We start from the raw sequence: 23,392 nt of genomic DNA, 5'->3' as shown, positions 1-23,392 counted from the left end.
CTCGTGGCTCAGCTCTGTGCGAGGCGGATTTCGACCTGCCCGTCCGCGGAAATCCGGCAGTCGAAACGGGGTTGCGGCGCGGTCGCCGGTCCTTGGACGTTCACGCCGTCCGAGAGCCGGAACTGACTGCCGTGCCAGGGGCATTCGAGGCACCCCTCGAGGACTTTGCCCTCGTGGAGGGGGCCGTCCATGTGGCTGCAGCGATCGGCCAGGGCGTACAGCCGCCCGTCGTCCTCTCGGACCACCACCACCGCCACCTCGTCGGCCATCCGCCGCATCGGCTCACCGACCGGGAAGTCCGCCGGCACCCCGATGCGATGCCAGCCCGGCTCCACCAGTACGGGCACCGACTCCGCGTGGTTGACGCCCGCGCCCTGCCGGTAGGCGAGGTGGCCGCCGAGTACCCCGCCCACGGTCGCGATGGCCATGCCCCCGTAGCCCAGGGCCCGGCCCAGTACGGGGCGGCCCTTCATCCGGGCCGCCAGTGAACCCGCGTACGCGGTGACGGCGGCGATGTTGGCCGCCGCGTGAACCACGCCCACCCGGGCCTGCCGGGGGCGCTGCTCCGCCCAGTCCACCCATCCGGCGAGGGCCGCCGGTACGGCCGAGACGAGGCCCACCGCCACCAACTGGCGGGCGGCCTTGCCCTGGCCGGGAAGCAGGTCGAGTATGCCGGCGCTGGTCCAGGCGCCGATGGGCAGCTGTACCAGCACCGGGTGGAGGGGGTGGCCGAGCCACAGGCCGCGCAGCGCATCCCGGCCCCGGCCCAGCGGCAGGGCCCGCACGGCGTTGCGGACGGTCCCGGCCGGGCCGTCCAGCCATTCCTGCCTTTCGAGGACGTCCAGTGCGTCCGTGAACGCGCCGCTCGGGGCGTGTTTCGTTGTGGTGGCCAATGGGGTCAGCCTCATGGGGAGCCACCTTTCTGTGTGGTTCGTGACGGGCCTGACAGCGGATCGCGCAGCGAGGAGCGACCGCTGCGCCATGCGCCCAGCAGGTGCTCCTCCAGGCGCTGTTCCAGCAGGCAGGTCGCGCGCACCCCGAACACGACGTCGGGGGTGAGCGCGGGTTCGCGCTCCAGCAGGCCGCCTACGACCTCGCGGCGCATGACCTGCTCGTGCACGGCGTCGGCCTCGATGTGCTCACTGTAGAAGTACCGGCACGCCGGGCCGCCGCCGAGGCGGTCCACCGCCTGCACCATGCGGCGCGCAGCCGGGGCGGTGGCGATCTCCCCCGCGGCGAAGTGCCCGACGAGTGCGCCGCGCAGGCGGCGGTGCAGGCCCAGGTGGGACATGAGGTTCACGGTGGCCAAGGTGACCGCCGGCACGACGTCGACGTAGTAGCCGTACGACGGGTCCAGGTCCGCGTCCTGCATGAGGTCGGCGAACAGCCGGGCGTGTACGCGCTCGGCGCGGCCCGCGCCGAACTCGTCGTACTCGACGGCGACCAGCGCGGCCTTGGCCCGGCCGGTCAGTCGCGGGATGACCCAGGCCTGCGGATCCGCCTCCTTGAGCTGGTACACCGACCGGTGGACGAAGTATTCGCGCATCTGCTCCCACGTACCGTCGTCACACAGGTGGTGCGAGACACCGCGGGCGTCCGTGGGCTCGGTCAGGAGCGCTGCCAGTTCCCTGTCCAGCTCGGAGCGGCTGCCACCTCCGCCGGTGTCCGCCCGCAACGCCGCTTCGAAGGCGGCCTCCAGTCCGGCGCGGAGCCGCAGAAGTCCGGGATCCCACTCCCAGGCGGGGTCGACGCCGGCGAACCCGCGATAGTGCAGTTCGTAGCAGACGTGCAGGGCCAGCTGCAGATCCTCCCCGTACGGATCCGCCCGCTCCGACGCCTTCTCCCACGCGGAGCCGGCCCCGGGCAGCGGGGTGACGGGTGACCCGCCCGCCAGCGCGTCCAGAATGGCCGCGGACAGCGGCCCGCGTGCCGCGGGGGCCGCGGGCTCAAGGCCCAGGTCGGGAACGATGGTCATGACGTGCTCCCCCTCCCTCCGAGGGGTCGGGTCGGGGCGCATCACGGAGCGCCTGCCCGAGGCCGCTCGCTCCATGCCGGAGGCCTCGCCCGGATCAGGCGGCGCCTATCCGGCTTCGCGGCGGGTAGCCGCCCGGGGTGAACCACTCCGGTACCCGAGCGGAAGGAGCGGGCATCATGAACGACGAGCATGACCGTGCCGCCCTGTTCGACATGGACGGCACCCTCGTCGACACGAATTACCTCCATGTCGTCGCGTGGTGGGAGGCCTTCCGGCAGGCCGGGTACAGCGTGCCGATGGCCGATGTCCACCGCTGCATCGGCATGGGCTCCGACCACCTCGTGGAGCGTCTGCTGGGCGACGCTCGCGACCGGAGCGGCGACGACGGGATCAGCGCGGCCCACAAGGCCCTGTACGGCACGTACGCCCCCGCGCTGACCCCGCTGGACGGTGCCGCGGACCTGCTGCGCGCGGTGGCCGCCCGGGGTTTCCGGATCGTGCTGGCGACGTCGGCCGATGCCAGGGAGCTCACGGTCATGCGCGCCGCTCTCGCTGCGGACGACGTGATCGCGGACGCCACGAGCAAGGACGACGTCTCGGCCAGCAAACCGGCTCCCGACCTCGTGGCGCAGGCCTTGGAGCGTGCCGCGGTACCCGCCGACCGGGCGGTCTTCGTGGGCGACACGGTGTGGGACGTCGAGGCCGCCGGAAAGGTCGGGGTGCCCTGTGTGGCGCTGCTCTCCGGCGGCATCAGCCGTTCGGCGCTGGAAGAGGCGGGTGCCGTCGCCGTGCACCGGGACCCCCGGGACATGCTGGCCTCCCTCGACAGCAGCCCTGTGTGGCGGTGACCCTCGCATCGGCGGGCCGCACGTTTGGCCACCGGCTCATGGGTAGCCACGCCCTATGTGGCTTTTGCGCCCTCCGGGCGTCTACCGACCGCAGGACGACACCCTTCTGCTGGAGGACGCCTTGCAGCAGGAGTCCCTCCCGGCCGGTGGCGATGTGCTCGACCTGGGCACCGGTTCCGGGGCACTCGCCCTGGCTGCTGCCAGGCTCGGCGCCGCTCAGGTGACCGCCGTCGACGCTTCGATGGGTGCGGTGTGCACGGCATGGCTGAACGCACGCCTCAACGGCCTGCGCATCCGGGTCCTGCGAGGCGATCTCACCGCGCCGGTCACCGGTCGCCGGTTCGACCTGATCATGGCCAATCCGCCGTACGTGCCCTCACCGCGGCCTCGCCTGCCGAGCCGGGGCCCCGCTGTCGCCTGGGATGCGGGACCCGACGGGCGTGCGCTGCTCGACCGGGTCTGCGCCGACGCACCGCCGATGCTGGCGCCGGGAGGAGTCCTGCTGCTGGTCCACTCGGCGCTGTGCGGCGTCGAGCGCACCCTGATGCGCTTGCACCGCGCGGGACTGCGAGCCAACGTCACCGAACGCCGGTACGTCCCGTTCGGCCCTGTGCTGCGCCGCCGCGCCACCTGGCTGGAGTCGCAGGGGCTGATAGCACCGGGAGAGGAAAAAGAAGAGCTGGTGGTGATCCGTGCCCAACGCGAATGACGAGTCCGCCCCGACGCGCGTGACGCTCACCGCCGAGGGGCCGATCCTGATAGAGGGCCCGGTCGAGGTCGTCCTGGACGACGGCCGAGTCGTGCGCTCCGATCGCTTCGTCGTGGCAATCTGCGCGTGCCGCCGCAGCCGCAGCTACCCCTGGTGCGACACCAGTCATCGCCGTCGCACCAGGACTTCAGCGGGTTCGGCCGACGGTCCGACGGGGCGGGGCACCGAGTGATCAGCCCGGGGCACACGGTAATCGGGCGGACGCCGTCACGCTGCGCGCTCTCAGGGGTGCATGAGGACCTTGATGGCGCCGTCGGTCTTCTTCTGGAACATCTCGTACGCCTGCGGCGCCTGCTCCAGCGGTACGTGGTGCGTGGCGAAGTCGTCCACGCCCAGCGGGTCCTCGTCGGTCAGGAGGGGGAGGATCTCGTCGCTCCAGCGCCGGACGTTGGCCTGGCCCATGCGCAGCTGGATCTGCTTGTCGAACATCGTCATCATCGGCATGGGGTCGGTCATGCCGCCGTACACGCCGCTCACCGAGATAGTGCCGCCCCGCCGGACCAGGGCGATCGCCAGGTGCAGGGCTCCGAGACGGTCGACGCCGGCGGTCTGCATCAGCTTGGCCGCCCAGGCGCGCGGGAGCAGGCCCGCGGACTGCTGGGCCAGCTTGCCCAGCGTACTGCCGTGCGCCTCGGTGCCCACGGCGTCGATCACGGAGTCCGGGCCGCGGCCATCGGTGGCGTCCTGGACCGCTCTCACCAGGTCGTCCTGGTGGTCGTACTCGTCCAGGCTGAAGACCTGGGCTCCGTCATGACGTGCCCGGGTCAGCCGCTCGGGTACGTGATCGATGCCGATGACCCGTCCGGCGCCCAGGTGGCGGGCGACCCGGCAGCACATGTCGCCGATCGGGCCCAGGCCCAGTACGGCCAGGGCGCCGCCCTGGGGAACGTCGGCGTACTTCACCGCCTGCCAGGCCGTGGGAAGTACGTCGGACAGGTACACGTACCGGTCGTCGGGCGGCCCGTCCGGAACCTTGATCGGCCCGAACTGGGCCTGCGGAACGCGCAGGTACTCGGCCTGCGCGCCGGGCACGCGCCCGTACAGCTTGGTGTAACCGAAAAGCTCCGCCCCGCACCCGTACTCCGTGACCTGGGTCGTCTCGCACTGCGTCGGAAGCCCTTCCCGGCACATGTAGCAGGTTCCGCAGGCGATCTGGAAGGGCACCACCACGCGGTCGCCGGGAGAGAGGTTGTCCACCTCGGAGCCGGTCTCCTCGACGATGCCCATCGGTTCGTGACCGAGGATGTCGCCCGGAGTCATGAACGGGGCCAGCACCTCGTACAGGTGCAGGTCCGAGCCGCACAGTCCGGTGGACGTCATGCGCACCACCGCGTCGGTGGGCTCTTCGATCCGGGGGTCGGGCACGGTGTCGACCCGTACGTCGTGCTTGCCGTGCCACACGGTGGCCCGCATGATCGATCACTTCCTCGCGGTTGTCTTCACGGCAGGACCATCGGGTACCCGTGGACACGCCGGTGAACCGCCCGCCCCGGAGGTGCGTCATCCGGCCGATCCGTGCTCGGGGGGCGTTAGGGAACGTCCGGTTCGGGAACGCGTGACTGGGGCGCCGAGGCGGTTCACCGACCACCAGGAGGCGGACGACGCAGATGGCTCGCGACGCGGACATCGCCGAGGACGAAGCGGCCGGACTGGACCTGGCCGGACTGGAGCGCGCCCTGCGCGAGCGGGTGGACGGCGAGGTGCGCTTCGACGCGGGCAGCCGGGGCGCCTACGCCACTGACGGATCGAACTACCGCCAGGTGCCGCTGGGCGTGGTGGTGCCCCGGAACCTGGATGCCGGAGCCACGGCGGTGGAGGTGTGCGCGCGGTTCGGCGCGCCGGTGCTCTCCCGCGGCGGCGGTACGAGCCTGGGAGGCCAGTGCACGAACACCGCGGTGGTCATCGACTGGACCAAGTACTGCCACCGCCTGGTATCGGTCGACGCCGAGAGCAGGACGTGCGTGGTGGAGCCGGGCATCGTGCCGGACGAGCTGAACCGGCAGCTGTCCGGCTACGGGCTCACGTTCGGGCCGAAGCCCTCGACGCACAGCCACTGCTCGCTGGGCGGGATGATCGGCAACAACTCCTGCGGCGCGTCGGCCCAGGCGTACGGCAAGACCGTGGACAACGTACGCCGTCTGGAGATCCTCACCTACGGCGGGCTGCGCTGCCGGGTGGGGCCCACATCGCCGGAGGAGTACGAGGCCGTCATGGCCGCCGGAGGCCGCAAGGCTGAGCTCCACCGGGACCTGCGCGAGCTGACGGACCGCCACCTGGCAGACATCCGCACGGGCTTCCCGAAGCTCCAGCGCCGGATGTCCGGCTACAACCTCGACTCACTCCTGCCGGAGAACGGCTTCGACGTGGCCCGTGCCCTGGTCGGCAGTGAGGGCACCCTGGTCACGGTGCTGCGCGCCGAGCTGGAACTGGTCCTCGCCGACGGGTTCAGCTGCCGCACCCAGATCGAGCAGGGCGGCACGGGCCGGCGTGCCATGCACCTGGCAGAAGCGCCGGCGCTCGGCCTGGACGGGACGCTCCCCGACAGGCGGCCGGAGGGGCTCCTCGACCGTCCCGCCGCCTCGCCCCGGGACGGCCGGCTGCTGGCCACCGCCGTGTGCACCGTCGTACTCGCGGCCGCGGCCGCCGTCGCGGTGCGGAGCAACCGACAACGTTGAAGCCGAGAACAGGAAGGGGACTCCCCCGTGTCGATCAAGGTGTCCGACCACGTTCTGCAGCGGCTGCGGGACTGGGACGTCGACCACGTCTTCGCCTATCCCGGTGACGGCATCAACGGGCTGCTGGCCGCCTGGGGCCGGGCGGGCAACAAGCCGAAGTTCGTCCAGGCCCGGCACGAGGAGATGGCCGCCTTCCAGGCGGTGGGCTACGCCAAGTTCTCCGGCCGGGTCGGCGTCTGCGCGGCCACCTCGGGCCCCGGCGCCATCCATCTGCTCAACGGCCTGTACGACGCCAAGCTCGACCACGTACCGGTGGTGGCGATCGTCGGGCAGACCAACCGCAGCGCCATGGGCGGCTCTTACCAGCAGGAAGTGGATCTGCTGAGCCTGTTCAAGGACGTCGCCTCGGAGTACGTGGAGATGGTGACCGTCCCCGAGCAGCTGCCCAACGTCATCGACCGGGCCGTGCGGGTGGCGGCGGCGAAGCGCACCGTCACCGCGGTGATCATCCCGGCGGACGTCCAGGAGCTCGAGTACTCCCCGCCGCAGCACGCGTTCAAGATGGTGCCCTCAAGTCTGGGCATGCCCTCCTTCGCCCCCGTCCCCGACGACGCCGACCTCGCCAGGGCGGCCGAGGTGCTCAACGCGGGCGAGAAGGTGGCCGTACTCATCGGCCAAGGGGCGCGCGGCGCACGGCCGGAGGTGGAGCAGCTGGCCGACACCCTCGGCGCCGGCGTCGCCAAGGCGCTGCTCGGCAAGGACGCGCTGTCGGACGAACTGCCGTACGTCACCGGGGCGATCGGGTTGCTGGGCACGCGCCCCAGCTACGAGCTGATGCAGGACTGCGACACCCTGCTGGTCATCGGCTCCAGCTTCCCCTACACCCAGTTCCTGCCGGAGTTCGGCAAGGCCCGCGCGGTCCAGATCGACATCGACCCGTTCATGGTCGGCCTGCGCTACCCCTTCGAGGTGAACCTCGTCGGCGACGCCAGGACCACACTGGCGCGGCTGCTGCCGAAGCTGGAACGCAAGAAGCACGGCAGCTGGCGCAAGAAGATCGAGAAGGACACCGCCCGCTGGTGGGAGGTGATGGAGCGCCGCGCCGGAGTCGAGGCCGACCCCATCAACCCCGAGCACGTCGTGCACGCCCTGGACGCGCTGCTGCCCGACGACGTCATCCTGGCCGCCGACTCCGGCTCCGCGGCCAACTGGTATGCCCGGCACCTGCGGATGCGCGGCGGCATGCGCGGTTCCCTGTCGGGGACGCTCGCCACCATGGGACCCGGCGTGCCGTACGCGATCGGCGCCAAGTTCGCCCACCCGGACCGGCCCGCGATCGCCCTGGTCGGCGACGGCGCGATGCAGATGAACGGCATGGCCGAACTCATCACCGCCGCCAAGTACTACCGGGACTGGTCCGATCCGCGGATGGTCGTCGCCGTCCTCAACAACGGCGACCTCAACCAGGTCACCTGGGAGATGCGCGCCATGTCCGGAGCCCCGCAGTTCCTGCCCTCGCAGTCCCTGCCGGACGTCGCCTACGCGGACTTCGCCCGCTCGATCGGCCTGGACGGCCTCCGGGTCGAGAAGCCCGGCGAGGTCGAGGACGCCTGGCAGCGCGCACTGGCCGCGGACCGGCCCTTCGTTCTGGACTTCCGCACCGACCCCGCCGTTCCGCCGATCCCGCCGCACGCCACGCTGGACCAGATCGAGGCCGCGGCCGCGTCCGTCCTCAAGGGGGACACCGACCGCGCCGCCATGGTCCGGCAGGGCTTCAAGGCCAAGGTGCAGGAAATGCTGCCCGGCCGGGGTCGCCACGGCCACGGCCCTGGCGAGCAGTGAACCCAACCGCTTCGGGCGGCGCGCCGCCGGTGGACGCCGTGGAGGCGGCGGCGTACACGGTGCCCACCGACGCGCCCGAGGGCGACGGCACCCTGACCTGGGCTGCCACCACCCTCGTCCTCGTCCGGGTACGCTCCGGCGGCGCCACCGGGATCGGCTGGACGTACGGCGCTCCCTCCACCGCCCAGGTCGTCACCGGGCAGCTCGCACCGCTGGTGACCGGTACCAGCGCCTGGGACGTGCCCGCGGCCAACGAGGCCATGTGCCGGGCGGTGCGCAACGTGGGCCTGCCCGGCCTGGTCGCCGGCGCCGTCTCTGCGGTGGACGTCGCTTGTGGGACCTCAAGGCCCGGCTCCTGGACCTGCCCCTCGCGCGGCTCTTCGGGCAGGTGAGGAGCGAGGTCCCGGTCTACGGCAGCGGCGGGTTCACCACGTACGCCGACGCACGGCAGGACCGGCAGCTGCGCGGCTGGGTCGAGGAACAGGGCATCCCCCGCGTCAAGATCAAGATCGGCCAGTCCTGGGGCACGGCAGAGGACCGTGACCGCGACCGCCTGGTCCGGGCGCGGCGCAGCATCGGCGACGCGGCGGCGCTGTTCGTCGACGCCAACGGCGCCTACGGCGTCAAACAGGCCGTCGAGGTGGCGCGTTTTCTGCACGATCTGGGAGTCACCTGGTTCGAGGAGCCCGTCTCCTCCGACCACCTCACGGCCCTCGCGCAGGTGCGGTCTCAGATCGTGCCGGAGGTGGCCGCGGGCGAGTACGGCTACACGTTGCCGTACTTCGGGCACATGCTCCGGGCCGCGGCGGTGGACTGCCTGCAGGCCGACGCCACCCGCTGCGGCGGCCTGACTGCCTGGCTGCGTGTGTCCGCCCTGGCGCACGCCTTCGGCGTGGACCTCTCCGGGCACTGCGCCCCGCACGTCCACGCGCACGCGGCCGCGGCGGCACCGAATCTGCGGCACCTGGAATGGTTCCACGACCACGTGCGGATCGAGGAGATGTTCTTCGACGGCACCCTGGACCCCGGCGGCGGCACCATCGCTCCCGGCACCGACGGGGCACCCGGCCTGGGGTTGGTGTTCCGAGACGAGCGGGCGGAGCCGTACCGGGTGGGCTGAGACCGCGGCCGGGCGGCCGCGGCTCACGTCCCGGGCGCGCGGTCGCCGAGCGCCACCGGGACACCCGGCGCACCCCTCCTGGAGAAGCCCGGCGGCCAGGCCGCCCGCCTGCGCGAAGGCTCACGCGGCGTACGGCCACCCGGCCCGATCCGGCGGGAGCGAGGTCACGCCCCGACGCCGCGCAGGCTCCAGAGATCGTCCGCGGCCTGCCGGCGCATGGCGGGCAGGACCGCCTGCACGGGCTCGGGCAGGACAGCGAGCATGAGCTGGACCTCCTCGGCCGTGCCCACCTCGTCCAGGAAACCGATCATGAGGTGTCCGGCCACGGGCGGCGTGGTGGTGATCACGCGCTGCGAGAAGGCCGCCCAGTACTCGGGGCTGATGTGCTCGCGCAGTGCGGGGAAAAGGACGGGCTCTTCGTGGGCCAGATGGCTGTGGACCGTGTCGCGTACCGCGACCGCCGCATCGTGGAGCGTGCCCCGGACTCCGTCGGTCCCGCCGTCTCCCAGCTCGACGGCGGCGAGCCGGTCGAGTGCCTCGTCCAGTCGCTCGTGCTCCTTGCTCAGCTCCTTGAGCGCGTCCGCGGTGGCCGGCGCCGCCGCGACGATCTGCGGCCACAGGTCCTCGTCCTCGGTCTCGTGGTGGTGGCGCAGGTTCACCACGAGGAAGTCACGCAGCTGCGCCAGCGCGCTCAGGGGCGCGGAGGGGCTGACGGCCGCCTCTGCCAGCAGGGCGGTGGCCACGCGGTGGACCTCATGGGCAAGACGGGTCTCGATGACTGCCACTGGCTCATGGTCGAAATGGTTCATGCATCGCAACATATTCATTAGAAGCACTTATTGTCAATATAATGACTTACCGTGAAGGGGTACACTGCGCCCGTGACCAGCCGGAAATACCACTCACCCCTCCGCGCCACCTCGGCGGCCGCCACTCGCGACTCCATCCTGAGCAGCGCCCACGCGCTCTTCCTGGCCCACGGGTACGCCGGGGTGACCATCGGGGAGATCGCGGACGCGGCGAAGGTCGCCGTGCCCACGGTGTACAGCAGCGTGGGGAACAAGCCGAAGATCCTGACGGCCCTGCTGGAGCCGGCCCTGACGGACCCCGCCATCGCCGAGTCCCTTGCCGCGGTCGAGTCCCGGGACGACCCACGGGCCGTGATCGAGCTGACCGCCGAGGGCACACGGCTCACGCACGAACGCCACTGGGAGCTCGTGTACGGGCTCTTCTACCGCAACCCGCCCGGGGAACCGGCCGTCAAGGCCGTGCTGGACAAGGGGGCGGACGACTACGTCCAGGCGCTGACCCGGGTGGCCGACCGCCTCGTGGCGCTGGACGCGCTCCGCGCCGATGTGAGTCGCGCCGAGGCCGTCGACCTGCTCTGGTTCCACCTCGGCCCGCACGCCTGGATGACGCTCGTCGGCGAGCGCGGCTGGCCGTTCGACCGCACCCAGACCTGGATCACCCGCTCCGCCAGCCAGGCGCTGTTGAAGGAGTCCTGAGACGGTTTCGGCAGGCGCTCCAGCAGCGCGTCCGCGATGTGGGGTGCGCGACTCCGCGGCGCAGGTGCTCAGCGCCGCACCGGCCTCGATACTGCCGTCCCGCCGCTTCCGCTTCGACGTGGGCGTACAGCCTGTCAGCCTTGAGGCGTTCACGGTCCAGGGCAGAGGTGCGGGCGTGACGGCGAGCTCGTCCCGGATGCTGGGCAGCGCGATGTTCACGGACGAGTCGTCCAGCACCTGCGGTGACCGGGCCGGCGCGATCACCGGCGGCGGGACCATCTGACTGCCGGCTGAGCCGGTTCCTCGATTCCGGGGATCCGCGTATCGCGGGCGTATCGAAAATCGCATACGCCACGGCAACGGCCCTGCGTCTCCAATGGGGGCATGAACCACGACGCATCCCTGGCGGCACCGCCCCGCCGCACGCGCAGGATCGTGCTCCTCGGTCTGGTGATCCTCGGCGTGGCGAGCGCCGCGTTCGTCGCGCGGGGGCCGCTGATGATGTCCGCTCCGATGTGCATGGCGGGGCGGTGGCACGGCTGCTTCGACACGTTCAACGGTGTGGTGCTCATGACGCTGGTCGCGCTGCCGTTGGCCGCGCTGGTGGTGTGGGCTCTGGCGCGCCGTCGGCGTGCCGCCGGCGTCACATCGGCGTGGGCGTGGCGCAAGTCGCTGGCCGAGGTGGGCATGGTCCACGGGACGCTGCCGTTCCTGTGGATGACCATGATGCCGGGCGGCGGGGCCGGCACCGTCCCAGCCCGGGTGAGCCTGGTACCGCTGCGGGACCTGGTCACGATGGGGCCGCTCGGGATCGTCGGCAACCTGCTGGTTTTCGCGGCGCTGGGGTTCTTCGCCCCGGTGCGGTTCCCGGCGCTGGCGTCCGTGCCGCGGATCCTGGCGCTCGGGGCGGGCTGCTCGGTCCTGGTCGAAACCGCGCAGTACGTCCTGCGGCTGGACCGGGTGTCGTCCGTGGACGACGTACTGGTCAACGCCGCAGGCGCCGTGCTGGCCGGGCTGGCGTCCCGCCGCTGGTGGCGCACTACGGCGGAAGCGCCGTCGGACCGGCCTCACCCCGCGCCGGCACCGGTAGGCTGAGCCGCGCATACGCGGACGATATGTTGCGCTGCCTAGGCTTCCGGCATGCGCGTACTGATCGTGGAGGACGAGCCCTACCTGGCCGAAGCCGTCCGTGACGGTCTGCGGCTGGAGGCGATCGCCGCCGACATCGCCGGCGACGGTGACTCCGCCCTGGAACTGCTCAGCGTCAACTCCTACGACCTCGCGGTCCTCGACCGCGACATCCCCGGCCCTTCCGGCGACGAGGTCGCCCGGCGCATCGTCGCCTCCGGCAGCGGCATCCCGATCCTCATGCTCACCGCTGCCGACCGGATCGACGACAAGGCTTCCGGGTTCGGGCTCGGCGCCGACGACTACCTCACCAAACCGTTCGAGCTGCGGGAGCTCGTCCTGCGGCTGAGGGCGCTCGACCGCAGACGCGCGTACGCCCGGCCCCCGGTCCGCGAGATCGCGGGCCTGCGGCTCGACCCGTTCCGACGGGAGGTCTTCCGCGACGGACGCCACGTCGCGCTCACCCGCAAACAGTTCGCCGTGCTGGAAGTCCTCGTCGCCGCCGAGGGCGGGGTCGTCAGCGCCGAAGAGCTGCTGCAACGGGCCTGGGACGAGAACGCCGACCCCCTCACCAACGCCGTGCGGATCACCGTCTCCGCACTGCGCAAACGGCTCGGCGAACCATGGGTCATCGCCACGGTGCCCGGCGTCGGCTACCGGATCGACACCGGTACGGGCACCAGCACCCCCGGCGGTACGCATGCGTAGACGCCCCGGGCTCAGCGCCCGGCTGAAACTCACCCTCAGCTATGCCGGATTCCTCGCCGTCGCCGGCGCTCTCCTGCTGGCCGTGGTGTGGGGCTTCCTGCTGCGCTACGTGCCCGACAACTCGCGGGGCCTTCTCGGGATCTCGCCCAACCGCTACCTCCTGGTGCACACCTTCGCCCCCGCCGCGGCCGTGGCGATGGTCTTCCTGCTCGTGTTCGGCCTCCTGGGGGGATGGATCCTCGCCGGCCGGATGCTCGCACCACTCACACAGATCACGGATGCGGCACGGACGGCCGGGAACGGGTCGCTGTCCCACCGGATCCGCATGAAGGGCCGCCGGGACGAATTCCGCGAACTCTCCGACGCGTTCGACTCGATGCTGGAACAACTCGAGTCCCACGTCGCCGAGCAGCAGCGGTTCGCCGCGAACGCCTCCCACGAACTGCGCACCCCGCTGGCGATCTCGCGGACGCTCCTCGACGTCGCCCGCAAGGACCCCACGCGGGACCGGGGTGAACTCGTCGAGCGCCTGCACGCTGTCAACACCCGGGCGATCGACCTCACCGAGGCCCTCCTGCTGCTCAGCCGCGGCGACAGCGGTACCTTCACCCGCGAGAGCGTCGACCTCTCCCTCATCGCCGAAGAAGCCGCCGAAACGCTGCTGCCCCTCGCCGAACAGCGCCGGATCACGCTCGACGTCACCGGCGGGGCGGCCCGGACCAGCGGCTCGACGGAGCTCCTGCTGCGGATGGTGACGAACCTCGTCCAGAACGCCGTCGTCCACAACCTCCCCGCCGGCGGCACTGTGACGGTCCACACCGAGGCGCACGGCGACACGGGCGTGCTGCGGGTCGAGAACACGGGTCGTCGGCTCCCACCGGAACTGGTACCGACCCTCACCGAACCCTTCCGGCGCGGAACGGAACGCGTACGCACCGACGAGCACGCCGGCGTCGGTCTCGGCCTGGCCATCGTGCACAGCGTGGTCCGCGCCCACGGCGGGACCCTCGACCTCGTCCCCCGCCCCGCCGGCGGTCTACTCGTCACGGTCAGGCTTCCCGGCACGCCGTAGGCGTCCTCCCCGAGCGGGGGCCACCGGATCGTCGGCTACGGGCGGACGTGACGATCGGCGTCCTCGTCCGAGGGCACGTTCCAGCTGGCCAGGATGCGCAGCTTCTCCTCCGACGGGGAGCCGCGGTCGGCTCTGAAGACGACGACGCTCTGACCTTTTCCCCCGGGCAAGGCCATCGTCTCGTAGTGCAAGGTCATCTCACCGACGGTCTCGTTGAAGAACCGCTTCACCCCGTACGAGTGCTCGTACAGCCGGTACTCCGCCCAGAACCGCGCGAAGTCCGGTGACGCCACCGCGATTTCCCCCACGAGCTGCTCCAGGACGGGGTCCGCCGCCCGGTCGGCGGCGACCTGGCGCAGCGCCGCGGCGACCTGCGGCGCGATCTTGGACCACTCGGGGTAGACGGTCCTGGCCCGGGGATTGAGGAACGTCCACCGGGCGAGGTTGCGCTCCTGGACCGGCATGGCGTCGAAGTCGTCGACGAGGAGCTTGGCCGTGTGGTTCACCGCCAGCACTTCCAGACGCGGCCCGTAGACCATCGCCGGCAGATCGAGGGCGTGCACCATGGCGACGACGCCCGGCCTGGCCTTCACCGGGGGCGGTGTCGAGGGGGTGGGCCGGCTCCCGGCGTTTCGAACCAGCGTTCGAAGATGTGCGGACTCGAGTTGGTCGAGCTGCAGGGCCCTCTCCACCGCGGCGAGGACCTCCTCGGATATACGGCCGATCCGCCCCTGTTCCAGCTTCGTGTAGTAGGCCACGCTCACGCCCGCGAGTGCCGCGACCTCCTCACGCCTGAGCCCCGGCACCCTGCGGCTGCCGTAGCCGACGGGCAGCCCCGTCTGCCCGGGGTCGACGGCCGCCCGGCGGGAGACGAGGAAGTCCCGCAAGGCCCTCTCAGCGTCCATACCCCCAGGTATAGCCCAGACCCGCCGCCCCGGGGCGCCGAAGGTGGCTCTGCGAGTAGCACCCTCAGCGCGGCCACGATGCCTCTTCGCCGGCGGCCCCGCGCCTGGTGGAGTCGGAGACGGAAGTTCCCGTCGATCCGCGATTTCCCCCCACCAGGAGACCCCCATGCCCTTCCTCGTTCCCGCCCTCGCCGCGGCCGGACCCGACGCGCCCCTGGCGCCCGCCACCATCGAGCGCCGTGAGCCGGGACCTCACGACGTCGTCATCGACATCGCCTACACCGGCATCTGCCACACCGACATCGCCCTCCTGCGCAACCACTGGATGGAGGGTGTCTTCCCCATGGTGCCGGGCCACGAGATCACCGGGACGGTCAGCGCGACCGGCCCCGAGGTCACCCGGCACACGGTCGGCGACCGGGTGGGTGTCGGCTGCTACGTCGACTCCTGCCGCGAGTGCGTGAACTGCCTCGCGGGCGAGGAGCAGCACTGCCTGAAGGGCGAGGTCCTCACGTTCGGCGGGCTCGACTACGACAAGCAGCCCACCTTCGGCGGCTACAGCCGCAGGATCGTCGTGGACGAGAACTACGTCCTGCGCATTCCCGACGGGCTCGCACTGGACGTCGCCGCGCCGCTGCTCTGCGCGGGGGTGACCATGTACGCGCCACTGCGCCGGTGGGGCGCGGGACCGGGCAGGAAGGTCGCCGTCGTCGGCATGGGCGGTCTGGGGCACATAGGCGTCAAGATGGCACACGCGATGGGCGCGGAGGTCACCGTGCTCAGCCGGAGCCTGTCCAAGCGTGAGGACGGACTGCGGTTCGGAGCCGACAACTACGTCTCCACCAAGGACGGTTCCTACATCCGGGCTCACGAGCAGAGCTTCGACCTGATCGTCAACACGGTGTCGGGCGGCATCGACACCAACGCCTTCCTGACGCTCCTGGGCCTGGACGGCGTGCTGGTCAACGCGGGCGTCACCGCGGAGCCCGCCGGCTTCCAGGGCATACTGCTCGGAAACCCGCGGCGGATCATCACCTCCACGAAGAACGGCAGCATCCGCGAGAGCCAGGAGATGCTCGACTTCTGCGCTCGGCACGGCATCGTCGCGGACATCGAGACCGTGCCCGCGGATCAGGTCAACAACGCTCTCGAGCGCCTGGACCGGGGCGACGTGCGCTACCGGTTCGTCATCGACGTCTCGACTCTCGGCCCCTCCGACCCGGACCCGTCCACGGAGCGGGAGGGGCACGAGCGGGCCGCGGCCGCCTGAGCGGCCGCCCGCCCGCTATCCGGCGCGGCGGGTTGAGCGCCGGGCGCTCCAGTGCACCAGCGGCTGCAGGGCGGCCAGGAGCGCCTGGCCGTCCGGGGCGAGCCCGTAGCGGATCTGCACGGGGGTGCTCGGAATGACGGAGCGCTCCATGAGGCCCTCGGCCTCGAGCTCCTTCAGCCGCTGGGCCAGCAACCGGTCGGAGATGCCGATGATGACGGCGCGGTACTCACCGAAGCGGCGCGCGCCCTGGGACGCCGCGAAGAGGATCGACCCCGTCCATCGGCGTCCGACCAGTTCGAGGGCACCCTGGAAACTCGGGCACGCGTCGTCGTGGACCGAGGCGCGCTCAAGGCGCAGTGGCTGCAGTCGCTGGGGGCTGTTCATCTCACCGGATCCGGTTGTCACCCCTCGGAGCGTAGCCCGGGGCGCCCGCCCGGGAGTGCGTCGTACCTGGTAACGCCGGTACCAGGAAGAGCCTGCCCTGGAAGCAGCCCCCGGGGCGCCGCGGCCTGGGAGCAGACCCGGCGCCCCGGCCCGACGCCGTACGGCGCGCCCGACGGCACACCACGATCACCGAGGACCACGTGTACAAACGCCTCCCGAGACACGACACGGACAACGGAGGACCTGAAGCCGCCGCAGACGGCGCAGACGGGGCAGGCGGTGGCTCCGGGGAGCGCACGGGGGTTCGCGACGATCACCACGATCGTGTTCGCGGCCATGGCGGCGAGCAGCCCACCCTCCCTGCTCTACGGCCTCTACCAGGAGCGATGCCCCCGCCTATGTCGCGGTGAGCGTTCCCATCGTGGCGGTCGGCGCGGCGCAGTCGTGGCTCGGCCCGAGAGGGGCGTTCACCGCCTTCGGGGTCTTCGTGGCGCCGACCGCCGTGGTCGCGGTGACGGTCACGGCTCGCGACTCCCGTCGTCGGGCGTGACGTTGACGCGCGGGACCGGGGTGCGGGACGTGCACCCGGCGGCACTCGATCGCGCGCGCACCTTGGCGCGCCGTCGTCAGGAACACGGCGGAGCTGACGCGGCTCGCTGCGCCGGCCGAACTCGTCAGGCAGGCCGCTGTCCAAGCCGATGAGCGATCCCGATTTCGTAACGGAGTTGCGTGCTAGGTGGGGAGAAATTGTAAAGTCCTCAACTGTCCGGACAAGGGGGTCCGGTGTACGTCGTGGGGGTCGTCACGTGAGCCAGTACCAGCCGGGACCGCAGTGGTCGGTCCGTCCGCCCGAGCCTGTCCGCATGCCCGATATCCGCCCGCTGTACCAGCGCAAGCGCGTGTGGGCCGGCGGTGTCGCGCTGCTTGTGGTGGGCGCCGCGTTCGGCAGCGGGGGTTCCAGCGCCGCCGGTTCCCCTCCGCGCCCTGCGGTCACCGTGACGGCGACCGCGACGAAGACGGCCGCTCCGGCTCCCACCGTAACCGTGACCAGGACGGCCACGCCGCATCCGACGGTCACCGTGACCAAGAAGGCCAAGCCCGTCTCGAAGGCGAGCCATACATCGGGTTCCGGCTCCGCGGGTGGTAGCAGCGGCGGCTCGTCTTCAGGCGGCTCCTCGAGTTCCGGCGGCGGTACGTCCCACCCTGCCGGGGCCACCGCTCTGTGCAACGACGGCACGTACAGCTACGCCGCCCACCATCAGGGCGCGTGCTCCCACCACCACGGCGTCGCGGTCTTCTACCGGTAGCAGGAGCGGAGCCGGCGGACCCCGGTCGCATCAAGGACGGAATGGAACCATGGCTTTCGGCTTTCGTGTGGGCGTGCCGGGGATGAGCGTACGGGTCTCGACCCGGGGCGTGCGCACGTCCGTGGGGCCCCGGGCGGCGCGCATCACAGTGGGCGGCGGGGGCACGCGGCTCTCCTCCGGGGTCGGCCCGTTCTACGCCTCCAGCTCGCTCGGCGGGGGACGCCGGCGCACCAGTACGAGCCGCACGACCCGCTCGCGGGCTGTCGCCCCCTCGCCGGCGCAGCTGGACCGTGCCCGCCGGCAGGCCGAGCGGGCGCAGCAGGAGGCGGAACGTGACGCGGCGATCGCACAGTTGCGGGAGCTACGGCGGCAGACGACCAGTGTCCACCTGCAGTCCTTCACGCCGGTGCAGCCGCCGGTGGTGCCGGGGCCGCCGCAGCTGGGACTGGCCTGGGCCCTCGCCGAAGCCCAGGCCCACCACCTTGCCGGACTGGGGGTCTTCGCCCGCGCCGAACGGGCGGTGGCCAAGCGCAAGGCCGAGGAGGACGCCCCGTGCTACCTCGCCGCGGAGGAGGCTCGCCTGCACGCCGTCCACGGCCGGCTGATCGCCGAGGCGGATCAGTGGTGGCGGGCCCTGACCGGCAACGACGAGGAGACCGTGTGCGAGGTGGTCAACTACGCCTTCGCCGACAACCCCGCCGCGGGCTGCGCGGTGGGCGTCGACGGGTCGGTCCTGTCCGTGGTGATCCGGCAGCAGGACATCGACTCGCTGCCGGACCAGACGGCCGGCGTCACCTCCGGCGGGCGCCCCACCCTCAAGGCGCTCGGCAAGCGGGAACGCACCCTGTGGTGGCTCACCTCCATGGGGTCGAACATCGTCGCCACACTCAAGGAAGCCTTCGCCACCGCACCCGGGATCACCGCCGTCGACCTGGCCGTCCTCACCCGCCTGCCGGACACCCAGCGGCTCGGGTTCGTGGCCTACGGCCGCTGGACCCGCCAGGCCGTCGAAGCCGGCCCCTGGCGGGAGACGAACGACGCTCTGCGGTTCCTCGACATCGGCCAGGACGTCGCCTGCTCGGTCACCACCACCGCCTCCGGCAACCTGTCCAGCAGCATCAAGCCGCTGGACACCAGTCGGCTGCCCGGCCTGCAGAGCCTTCTCGACCACGCCCAGGACGACGCCGCCTCCGCTGACGCGACCCTGGCCGACCTGGACACAGACCTCCGCGCCAACGTGCCCGGCGGGCACGCCGCTCCCCCGCCGGACCCCTACCGGATCCGGCCCTTCGCCGAGTGGAGGAACCAGACCACCACACCCCTGGCGCCGGCCACCGCTCCCCCGACACCCGCCCATGCTCCCGCCGCGCCGGTCCACGCCCCGGCGACCGCGCTCACCCCGGGACAGAACCTGGTCCTGCCCGAAGAGGCCTGGCAGGGAATGCTCATCGCGTTCAGCTTCGCGGGGGCCGACGCCGATCTCACCCTCTTCCTCACCGACGCGGACGGCCGGGTCACCCGCGATGACGACTTCGTCTTCTACAACCAGCCATCCGGCGCGCAGGGCGCGGCCCGCCTCCTGGGCAAGCAGGCCGAAGGCCCCCACACGGTGGAGCGCGCGGCCCTCCACCCCGCCGCCCTGCCCCCGCACATCCAGCGCGTCACCATCGCCGTCAACATGGACGTCGACACCGGCCTCACCTGCGGCGCCCTCACCCACGCCGCCCTGTACATGGACTGCGCGACCGGCCAAGCCTGGACCTTCCAGCCACCCGCCGACCCCGGCATCCGGGCCATGGTCGTCGCCGAACTGTACCGGCACACCAGCGGCGGCCGGCCTGTCTGGAAGCTGCGCGCCATCGGCCAGGGCTGGGCCGACGGCCTCGACGCGCTGGCCCGTGCCCATGGAGTCGCCGTCGAATAGTGCTCTGACCAGGAAGGCCAACCGAGTTGGTGGTCGGAGCGGTTGTTGGATATGGCGTGTCGTCCGATCCGACTGCTGGGGGTGTGGTGGCTGGGCCTGTCCGTGACCACACAGACCCGCGCTCTGCACGCCTACCTGCGCCGGCGCAAGGCCAACGGCCGCCACCCCGGCGTCCTCGCCGCCCGGCGCCGCGAACGCGCCCGCATCCGCAGCGAGAAAGGCATCCGCTGCGGCGGACGCCCCCTCGCCACCGGGGCCTGAGGAACCCGGCGAAACTCATCCGGTCACAGAATCAGCCGGCGTAGGGGTTGCCGCCGAGCCAGGTGGTGCCGTCGATCAGTTCGCGCGCCGCGTCCAAGTGGCCGCTGTGGCAGGCGACTTCGGTAAGCACGTGGATCAGGATGTGCCGCACGTCAGGCAGCCGCCAGGTCGGCCAGATCTCCACGGGCCAGGCGGCGGGCTCCTGTTCGGGCGCGGCGGCGTCGAGTACAGCGTTCGAGCGCGCTATGGCCGCCCGGTAGTCGGCGAAGACCTCCTCGGCGCTCATCCCCTCGGGTACGTACCAGTGCGCCTCCGCGCCCGCCGCGAGCTGTCCCGCCACATCCGGCTCACCCGCGATCACCCCCGGGAACCAGAAGCGTTCGACATCCACGGTGAGATGGCGCACCAATGCCAGACAGCTCCAGCCGCTGGACAGCACCGGCTGCCGCAAATCCTCATCCGAGAGCCCTTCGAGGATCCCGACGACGTGCTCGCGCTGGCGGTCCAAAGCGCCCTTGAGGACGCCGAGTTCGGCGCTCACCGGGCGGCGCACGATTCGGCGAGGCGTTCCAGGGTGCTCGCCATCTGCGTCTGCCACCAGGCGCGCCCGCTGTCCACTTCCGCGCGTTTGCCCTCCGGCATGCGCGAACCGTCGAAGATCTCGGTCACGACCGTCGCCCCGGCCCCGTCCGGGAGCAGGTCGAAGATCCACCGGTGGCCCCATGCGGCCCCGGGCGCGGTGGCGTCCGGGTGCCCGCGGCCGGGCCTCGGCTCCCAGCCGATGCGGCGGTCCGGCTCGTACTCGACGACGTGGTTGTTCATCTCGTAGTCGCCGTAGCGCTCATAGTGCATCCGCATCACGAAGACGTCCCCGACGCCCGAGATCACGGCGTCGCGGACGCAGCCTCGCAGCATCCCCGAGCCGTCGAGGTGCGGGTGCCGTCCAGGGTCGGCCAGGATCCGGAAGATGTCCCCCGCCGGGGCCTTGATGCGCCGGGACACCGCCACCACGGGTTCGCCTGTGGTAATCACCATCCACGCGCCTCCGTCAACCGCAGAACATGAACCTGACTACGGCCCGGACGCTACACCGGGGGTACGACATCGCCCGGCCGAGCCCGTACGAGGCTCGCCCTGCGCACAGTCCCACCGAATCAGTTCTGCCGCCGGCACCACATGCCGTCGGGTGCGCGGCGATCTCCTTCGAACGGTGCACACGCCGGCGTGCGGCACATCTCCAGCGTCTGCCGCCCTCGGCCGGTCAGTGGCGGAGTGGTGGCCGCACGAACCGCGAGTCCTCGAAGCCGGTCAGCGCCACGTCGTTCTTCGGTGACGGGACCTTCCTCTACCTCGCCCTGTCCGTGATTCGGAAGGTCTCGTGAACCCGGACTGAGTCCCGGGCCCGGATCCCGGGTTGCAGGGTGACAGGACCGCACATAGCGTCTCGTATCGTCACAAAGCCCTCGCAATGGACATCGGCTCCGCTGTGTCGCCCCGCACCCCTGGGCCGCGGAAATCTCGTGCTGCATTTCGGGACGTCGCCGATGAGGGGCGCGTACGCGAACGAGGCTTCCCTACCGGGAAACACGGGACGACCGGAGATCTGCCATGCCCGACATTTCCAGTCTGCTTTCTCGGCGAAAGCTCCTCCTCACCTCCGCCGCCGCGATGACCGCGGCGACCACGGGGGCCTTCAGCATGATCTCCCGGAAGCCGGAGTCGCCGAAGACGGGGGCGCAGGAGGCCACGGGCATCCGGCCCTTCCGTGTCGACATCCCGGAAGGGGATCTCGCCGAACTCCGCCGACGCGTCAACGCGACGCGGTGGCCCGACCGAGAGACCGTCCCCGACCAGTCCCAGGGCGTCCAACTGGCGACGATGCAGGCGCTCACCCGCTACTGGGGGAGCGACTACGACTGGCGGAAGATCGAGACGAAGCTCAATTCCCTGCCGCAGTTCAAGACCAGGATCGACGGGCTCGACATCCACTTCATCCATGTCCGCTCCCGCCACGCGGACGCGCTGCCGATGATCCTGACCCACGGCTGGCCGGGCTCGGTCCTGGAATTCCTCAAGGTGATCGACCCGCTCACCAACCCCACGGCGCACGGCGGCCGCGCCCAGGACGCGTTCCACCTCGTCATCCCCTCGATGCCCGGTTACGGCTTCTCGGAGAGGCCGACGACCACCGGCTGGAACCCCAGCCGCATCGCGCGCGCCTGGGCCGTGCTGATGCAGCGTCTGGGGTACACGCGCTATGTCTCACAGGGCGGCGACTGGGGAGCGGTCGTGTCGGACAAGATGGCGGCGCAGAAGCCCCCCGGGCTGATCGGCATCCACGTCAACATGCCGGCCACCGTGCCGCCGGACATCGCGAAGAAGCTCGCCTGCGGCGACCCGACCCCGCCCGGCCTGTCCCCCGACGAGAAGGCCGCCTACGACAAGCTGAACGCCTTCTACAAGACCGGCTCCGGCTACTCCGCGATGATGGTCACCCGCCCGCAGACCGAGGGATACGGGCTGACGGACTCCCCCGCCGGGCTGGCCGCCTGGATGTACGACAAGATCGCCGCCTGGACCGACAGCGACGGCGACCCGCAGCGGGTGCTCACCAAGGACGAGATCCTCAACGACATCAGCCTCTACTGGCTCACCAACACCGCCGTCTCCTCCTCCCGCCTCTACTGGGAGAACAACGCCAACAACTTCAACGCCGTGTCGGTTTCCATCCCCGCCGCCATCACGGTGTTCCCCGGCGAGATCTACCAGGCGCCGCTCAGCTGGGCCGAACGCGCCTACCACGACCTCATCTACTACAACAAGGCTCCTCGCGGCGGTCACTTCGCGGCCTGGGAGGTGCCGGACATCTTCACCAGGGAACTCCGGGCCGCGTTCTCGATGCTGCGCCACCCCGGAACCCCCGGTAAGTGACGGTCGGGACTGTGCCCACCGGGCGGCCCCGATGGGCACAGTCGTACGCCGCGCCCGGTCATCTGACGGGCAGTCCGGATCCGACGGACCTCTCACGCATCGGCGGATGAACACGTGCGGAACACGGCGGCTTGCCCGTGGTGTGCTCCACCGGTGTCCGTGAGATTCCACATGCAGACGTCCTCGATGCGGAAGATCCGTCCGTCCTTGCGCCGCCGCAGACCCTGGTACCCGTCGGCGTAGCCGCGCTCGTTCACCGCCGCCAGCAGCGTCTCGCGGTCGTGCTGGGCGTCCGGCCCGGCGGACAGCCGTGACGGGAGGCCGATGAACTCCTCCCACGTGTAGCCGAAGCACCGTTGTGCGGTGCGGTTGGCGTAGACGAACAGCGGGTCGGCCGAGGTGTCGTGGGCCAGCAGTCCGAACGGCGCGTCCTCGTAGAGCCATGTGGCGGCTTCGGAGGGCGACGCCCACACCGGCGGGCACAGGCTGACCCCGACCAGGCGTCGGTAGCTGTCGAGGAGGAGTGCGGAGAACCAGGGGTCCCTGCGGGGATCGGCCTGCCCGGCGGCTGCGTACGGCGGCTGGCCGGACGGGACGTCAGTCACCGGTCTCGACCCAGCTCATGAGCTTGCGCAGCTTCTTGCCGGTGGTCTCCAGCAGGTGGTTCTCGTCAGCCTTCTTGTACTCGTTGTACTTCGGCAGGCCGGCGTTGTACTCGGCGATCCAGTTGTTGGCGAAGGAGCCGTCCTGGATCTCCGCGAGGACCTT

General features: G+C 71.2%; 23 protein-coding genes and 4 pseudogenes. 17 read left to right on the top strand and 10 right to left on the bottom strand.

What is annotated here, in order from left to right; translation table 11 throughout:
• Positions 1-8 precede the first annotated feature (8 nt).
• Positions 9-908, bottom strand: coding sequence for a Rieske 2Fe-2S domain-containing protein (locus ACWDAS_RS35070; RefSeq protein WP_450398914.1), 900 nt, complete (start codon positions 906-908; stop codon positions 9-11).
• Complete coding sequence (locus ACWDAS_RS35065) at positions 905-1,975, bottom strand: iron-containing redox enzyme family protein (RefSeq protein WP_450398912.1); 1,071 nt, start codon at positions 1,973-1,975, stop codon at positions 905-907. The genes ACWDAS_RS35070 and ACWDAS_RS35065 overlap by 4 nt, the downstream gene beginning before the upstream one ends.
• Before the next feature lie 176 nt (positions 1,976-2,151).
• Between ACWDAS_RS35065 and ACWDAS_RS35060 the strand changes: the two genes are divergently transcribed.
• Genes ACWDAS_RS35060 through ACWDAS_RS35050 form a run of 3 tightly spaced genes read left to right on the top strand, consistent with a single transcriptional unit; the run spans position 2,152 to position 3,764 of the window.
• Positions 2,152-2,823, top strand: coding sequence for an HAD family hydrolase (locus tag ACWDAS_RS35060; protein WP_450398910.1), 672 nt, complete (start codon positions 2,152-2,154; stop codon positions 2,821-2,823).
• 55 nt (positions 2,824-2,878) lie between these two features.
• Entirely contained in the window at positions 2,879-3,532 is a 654-nt protein-coding gene (locus ACWDAS_RS35055; RefSeq protein ID WP_450398909.1) for a HemK2/MTQ2 family protein methyltransferase, read from the top strand.
• A complete protein-coding gene (locus ACWDAS_RS35050; protein WP_450398907.1) occupies positions 3,516-3,764 on the top strand; it encodes a CDGSH iron-sulfur domain-containing protein in 249 nt (82 codons plus the stop codon). Before ACWDAS_RS35055 ends, ACWDAS_RS35050 begins: the two co-directional genes overlap by 17 nt.
• Positions 3,765-3,814: 50 nt before the next feature.
• Here the strand turns inward: ACWDAS_RS35050 and ACWDAS_RS35045 are convergent, their stop codons facing one another.
• Positions 3,815-5,005: a zinc-dependent alcohol dehydrogenase gene (locus tag ACWDAS_RS35045; protein WP_450398906.1), complete on the bottom strand. Its 1,191-nt coding sequence runs from the start codon at positions 5,003-5,005 to the stop codon at positions 3,815-3,817.
• Positions 5,006-5,199: 194 nt separating this feature from the next.
• Here ACWDAS_RS35045 and ACWDAS_RS35040 point away from each other — a divergent pair.
• The 3 genes and pseudogenes from ACWDAS_RS35040 to ACWDAS_RS35030 all read left to right on the top strand — a co-directional run.
• Positions 5,200-6,024: pseudogene (locus ACWDAS_RS35040) on the top strand (FAD-binding oxidoreductase); the annotation flags it as partial.
• Positions 6,025-6,294: 270 nt separating this feature from the next.
• The gene (locus ACWDAS_RS35035) at positions 6,295-8,109 is read left to right on the top strand and encodes a thiamine pyrophosphate-requiring protein (RefSeq protein WP_450398905.1); all 1,815 of its coding nucleotides are present in this window, start codon (positions 6,295-6,297) and stop codon (positions 8,107-8,109) included.
• Positions 8,106-9,229: pseudogene (locus ACWDAS_RS35030) on the top strand (enolase C-terminal domain-like protein). The gene ACWDAS_RS35035 and the pseudogene ACWDAS_RS35030 overlap by 4 nt, the downstream one beginning before the upstream one ends.
• A gap of 164 nt (positions 9,230-9,393) precedes the next feature.
• On the opposite strand, the gene ACWDAS_RS35025 reads toward ACWDAS_RS35030, so the two are convergent.
• On the bottom strand, positions 9,394-10,014 hold the full coding sequence (locus ACWDAS_RS35025) for a hemerythrin domain-containing protein (protein ID WP_450398903.1): 621 nt from the start codon (positions 10,012-10,014) through the stop codon (positions 9,394-9,396).
• A gap of 96 nt (positions 10,015-10,110) precedes the next feature.
• Here ACWDAS_RS35025 and ACWDAS_RS35020 point away from each other — a divergent pair, with 96 nt between their 5' ends.
• From ACWDAS_RS35020 to ACWDAS_RS35000, 5 genes are all read left to right on the top strand, one after another.
• The gene (locus ACWDAS_RS35020) at positions 10,111-10,734 is read left to right on the top strand and encodes a TetR/AcrR family transcriptional regulator (protein WP_450398902.1); all 624 of its coding nucleotides are present in this window, start codon (positions 10,111-10,113) and stop codon (positions 10,732-10,734) included.
• A gap of 43 nt (positions 10,735-10,777) precedes the next feature.
• A complete protein-coding gene (locus ACWDAS_RS35015) occupies positions 10,778-11,017 on the top strand; it encodes a hypothetical protein (RefSeq protein WP_450398901.1) in 240 nt (79 codons plus the stop codon).
• 101 nt (positions 11,018-11,118) lie between these two features.
• Positions 11,119-11,829, top strand: a complete 711-nt coding sequence (locus tag ACWDAS_RS35010) for a VanZ family protein (RefSeq protein ID WP_450398899.1) — start codon at positions 11,119-11,121, stop codon at positions 11,827-11,829.
• A 45-nt stretch (positions 11,830-11,874) separates the two neighbouring features.
• Positions 11,875-12,570, top strand: a complete 696-nt coding sequence (locus ACWDAS_RS35005) for a response regulator transcription factor (RefSeq protein WP_450398898.1) — start codon at positions 11,875-11,877, stop codon at positions 12,568-12,570.
• Positions 12,563-13,642: a sensor histidine kinase gene (locus ACWDAS_RS35000; RefSeq protein WP_450398896.1), complete on the top strand. Its 1,080-nt coding sequence runs from the start codon at positions 12,563-12,565 to the stop codon at positions 13,640-13,642. The genes ACWDAS_RS35005 and ACWDAS_RS35000 overlap by 8 nt, the downstream gene beginning before the upstream one ends.
• A gap of 35 nt (positions 13,643-13,677) precedes the next feature.
• Here ACWDAS_RS35000 and ACWDAS_RS34995 read toward each other — a convergent pair whose 3' ends face one another.
• Complete coding sequence (locus tag ACWDAS_RS34995; RefSeq protein WP_450398894.1) at positions 13,678-14,547, bottom strand: helix-turn-helix transcriptional regulator; 870 nt, start codon at positions 14,545-14,547, stop codon at positions 13,678-13,680.
• A 166-nt stretch (positions 14,548-14,713) separates the two neighbouring features.
• Here ACWDAS_RS34995 and ACWDAS_RS34990 point away from each other — a divergent pair, with 166 nt between their 5' ends.
• Positions 14,714-15,817, top strand: a complete 1,104-nt coding sequence (locus tag ACWDAS_RS34990) for an NAD(P)-dependent alcohol dehydrogenase (protein ID WP_450398893.1) — start codon at positions 14,714-14,716, stop codon at positions 15,815-15,817.
• 15 nt (positions 15,818-15,832) lie between these two features.
• Here ACWDAS_RS34990 and ACWDAS_RS34985 read toward each other — a convergent pair whose 3' ends face one another.
• Positions 15,833-16,222 carry a winged helix-turn-helix transcriptional regulator gene (locus ACWDAS_RS34985; protein ID WP_450398892.1) on the bottom strand — a complete coding sequence of 130 codons (390 nt, stop codon included), beginning with the start codon at positions 16,220-16,222 and terminating at the stop codon, positions 15,833-15,835.
• A gap of 385 nt (positions 16,223-16,607) precedes the next feature.
• Here ACWDAS_RS34985 and ACWDAS_RS34980 point away from each other — a divergent pair, with 385 nt between their 5' ends.
• The 4 genes and pseudogenes from ACWDAS_RS34980 to ACWDAS_RS34965 form a co-directional block, all read left to right on the top strand.
• A complete protein-coding gene (locus tag ACWDAS_RS34980) occupies positions 16,608-16,751 on the top strand; it encodes a hypothetical protein (protein WP_450398891.1) in 144 nt (47 codons plus the stop codon).
• 313 nt (positions 16,752-17,064) lie between these two features.
• On the top strand, positions 17,065-17,508 hold the full coding sequence (locus tag ACWDAS_RS34975) for a DUF3761 domain-containing protein (protein WP_450398889.1): 444 nt from the start codon (positions 17,065-17,067) through the stop codon (positions 17,506-17,508).
• 49 nt (positions 17,509-17,557) lie between these two features.
• Positions 17,558-19,432 carry a TerD family protein gene (locus ACWDAS_RS34970; protein ID WP_450398887.1) on the top strand — a complete coding sequence of 625 codons (1,875 nt, stop codon included), beginning with the start codon at positions 17,558-17,560 and terminating at the stop codon, positions 19,430-19,432.
• A 105-nt stretch (positions 19,433-19,537) separates the two neighbouring features.
• Positions 19,538-19,693, top strand: a pseudogene (locus ACWDAS_RS34965) (IS630 family transposase); the annotation flags it as partial.
• A gap of 31 nt (positions 19,694-19,724) precedes the next feature.
• Here ACWDAS_RS34965 and ACWDAS_RS34960 read toward each other — a convergent pair.
• Positions 19,725-20,234 (bottom strand): DinB family protein, encoded by a 510-nt coding sequence (locus ACWDAS_RS34960; RefSeq protein ID WP_450398886.1) that lies wholly within the window; start codon positions 20,232-20,234, stop codon positions 19,725-19,727.
• Positions 20,231-20,728, bottom strand: coding sequence for an SRPBCC family protein (locus ACWDAS_RS34955; RefSeq protein ID WP_450398884.1), 498 nt, complete (start codon positions 20,726-20,728; stop codon positions 20,231-20,233). The genes ACWDAS_RS34960 and ACWDAS_RS34955 overlap by 4 nt, the downstream gene beginning before the upstream one ends.
• Before the next feature lie 573 nt (positions 20,729-21,301).
• Here ACWDAS_RS34955 and ACWDAS_RS34950 point away from each other — a divergent pair.
• Positions 21,302-22,624, top strand: a complete 1,323-nt coding sequence (locus tag ACWDAS_RS34950; RefSeq protein ID WP_450398882.1) for an epoxide hydrolase family protein — start codon at positions 21,302-21,304, stop codon at positions 22,622-22,624.
• A 92-nt stretch (positions 22,625-22,716) separates the two neighbouring features.
• On the opposite strand, the gene ACWDAS_RS34945 is transcribed toward ACWDAS_RS34950, so the two are convergent.
• Both ACWDAS_RS34945 and ACWDAS_RS34940 read right to left on the bottom strand, forming a co-directional pair.
• Positions 22,717-23,229, bottom strand: coding sequence for an MEKHLA domain-containing protein (locus tag ACWDAS_RS34945; RefSeq protein ID WP_450398881.1), 513 nt, complete (start codon positions 23,227-23,229; stop codon positions 22,717-22,719).
• A pseudogene (locus tag ACWDAS_RS34940) lies at positions 23,222-23,392 on the bottom strand (ketol-acid reductoisomerase); the annotation flags it as partial. The gene ACWDAS_RS34945 and the pseudogene ACWDAS_RS34940, both read right to left, overlap by 8 nt.

The sequence above is a fragment of the Streptomyces sp. NPDC001070 genome (assembly GCF_053598835.1).
Note: the sequence above shows the minus strand (reverse complement) of the source record. Positions and strands in the feature narration are given on the sequence as shown.

Coding starts and splice junctions, on each gene's coding strand:
- ACWDAS_RS35070 (WP_450398914.1), bottom strand. CDS start 908: ATGAGGCTGACCCCATTGGCCACCACAACGAAACACGCCCCGAGCGGC.
- ACWDAS_RS35065 (WP_450398912.1), bottom strand. CDS start 1,975: ATGACCATCGTTCCCGACCTGGGCCTTGAGCCCGCGGCCCCCGCGGCA.
- ACWDAS_RS35060 (WP_450398910.1), top strand. CDS start 2,152: ATGAACGACGAGCATGACCGTGCCGCCCTGTTCGACATGGACGGCACC.
- ACWDAS_RS35055 (WP_450398909.1), top strand. CDS start 2,879: ATGTGGCTTTTGCGCCCTCCGGGCGTCTACCGACCGCAGGACGACACC.
- ACWDAS_RS35045 (WP_450398906.1), bottom strand. CDS start 5,005: ATGCGGGCCACCGTGTGGCACGGCAAGCACGACGTACGGGTCGACACC.
- ACWDAS_RS35010 (WP_450398899.1), top strand. CDS start 11,119: ATGAACCACGACGCATCCCTGGCGGCACCGCCCCGCCGCACGCGCAGG.
- ACWDAS_RS35005 (WP_450398898.1), top strand. CDS start 11,875: ATGCGCGTACTGATCGTGGAGGACGAGCCCTACCTGGCCGAAGCCGTC.
- ACWDAS_RS35000 (WP_450398896.1), top strand. CDS start 12,563: ATGCGTAGACGCCCCGGGCTCAGCGCCCGGCTGAAACTCACCCTCAGC.
- ACWDAS_RS34995 (WP_450398894.1), bottom strand. CDS start 14,547: ATGGACGCTGAGAGGGCCTTGCGGGACTTCCTCGTCTCCCGCCGGGCG.
- ACWDAS_RS34990 (WP_450398893.1), top strand. CDS start 14,714: ATGCCCTTCCTCGTTCCCGCCCTCGCCGCGGCCGGACCCGACGCGCCC.
- ACWDAS_RS34975 (WP_450398889.1), top strand. CDS start 17,065: ATGCCCGATATCCGCCCGCTGTACCAGCGCAAGCGCGTGTGGGCCGGC.
- ACWDAS_RS34970 (WP_450398887.1), top strand. CDS start 17,558: ATGGCTTTCGGCTTTCGTGTGGGCGTGCCGGGGATGAGCGTACGGGTC.
- ACWDAS_RS34955 (WP_450398884.1), bottom strand. CDS start 20,728: ATGGTGATTACCACAGGCGAACCCGTGGTGGCGGTGTCCCGGCGCATC.
- ACWDAS_RS34950 (WP_450398882.1), top strand. CDS start 21,302: ATGCCCGACATTTCCAGTCTGCTTTCTCGGCGAAAGCTCCTCCTCACC.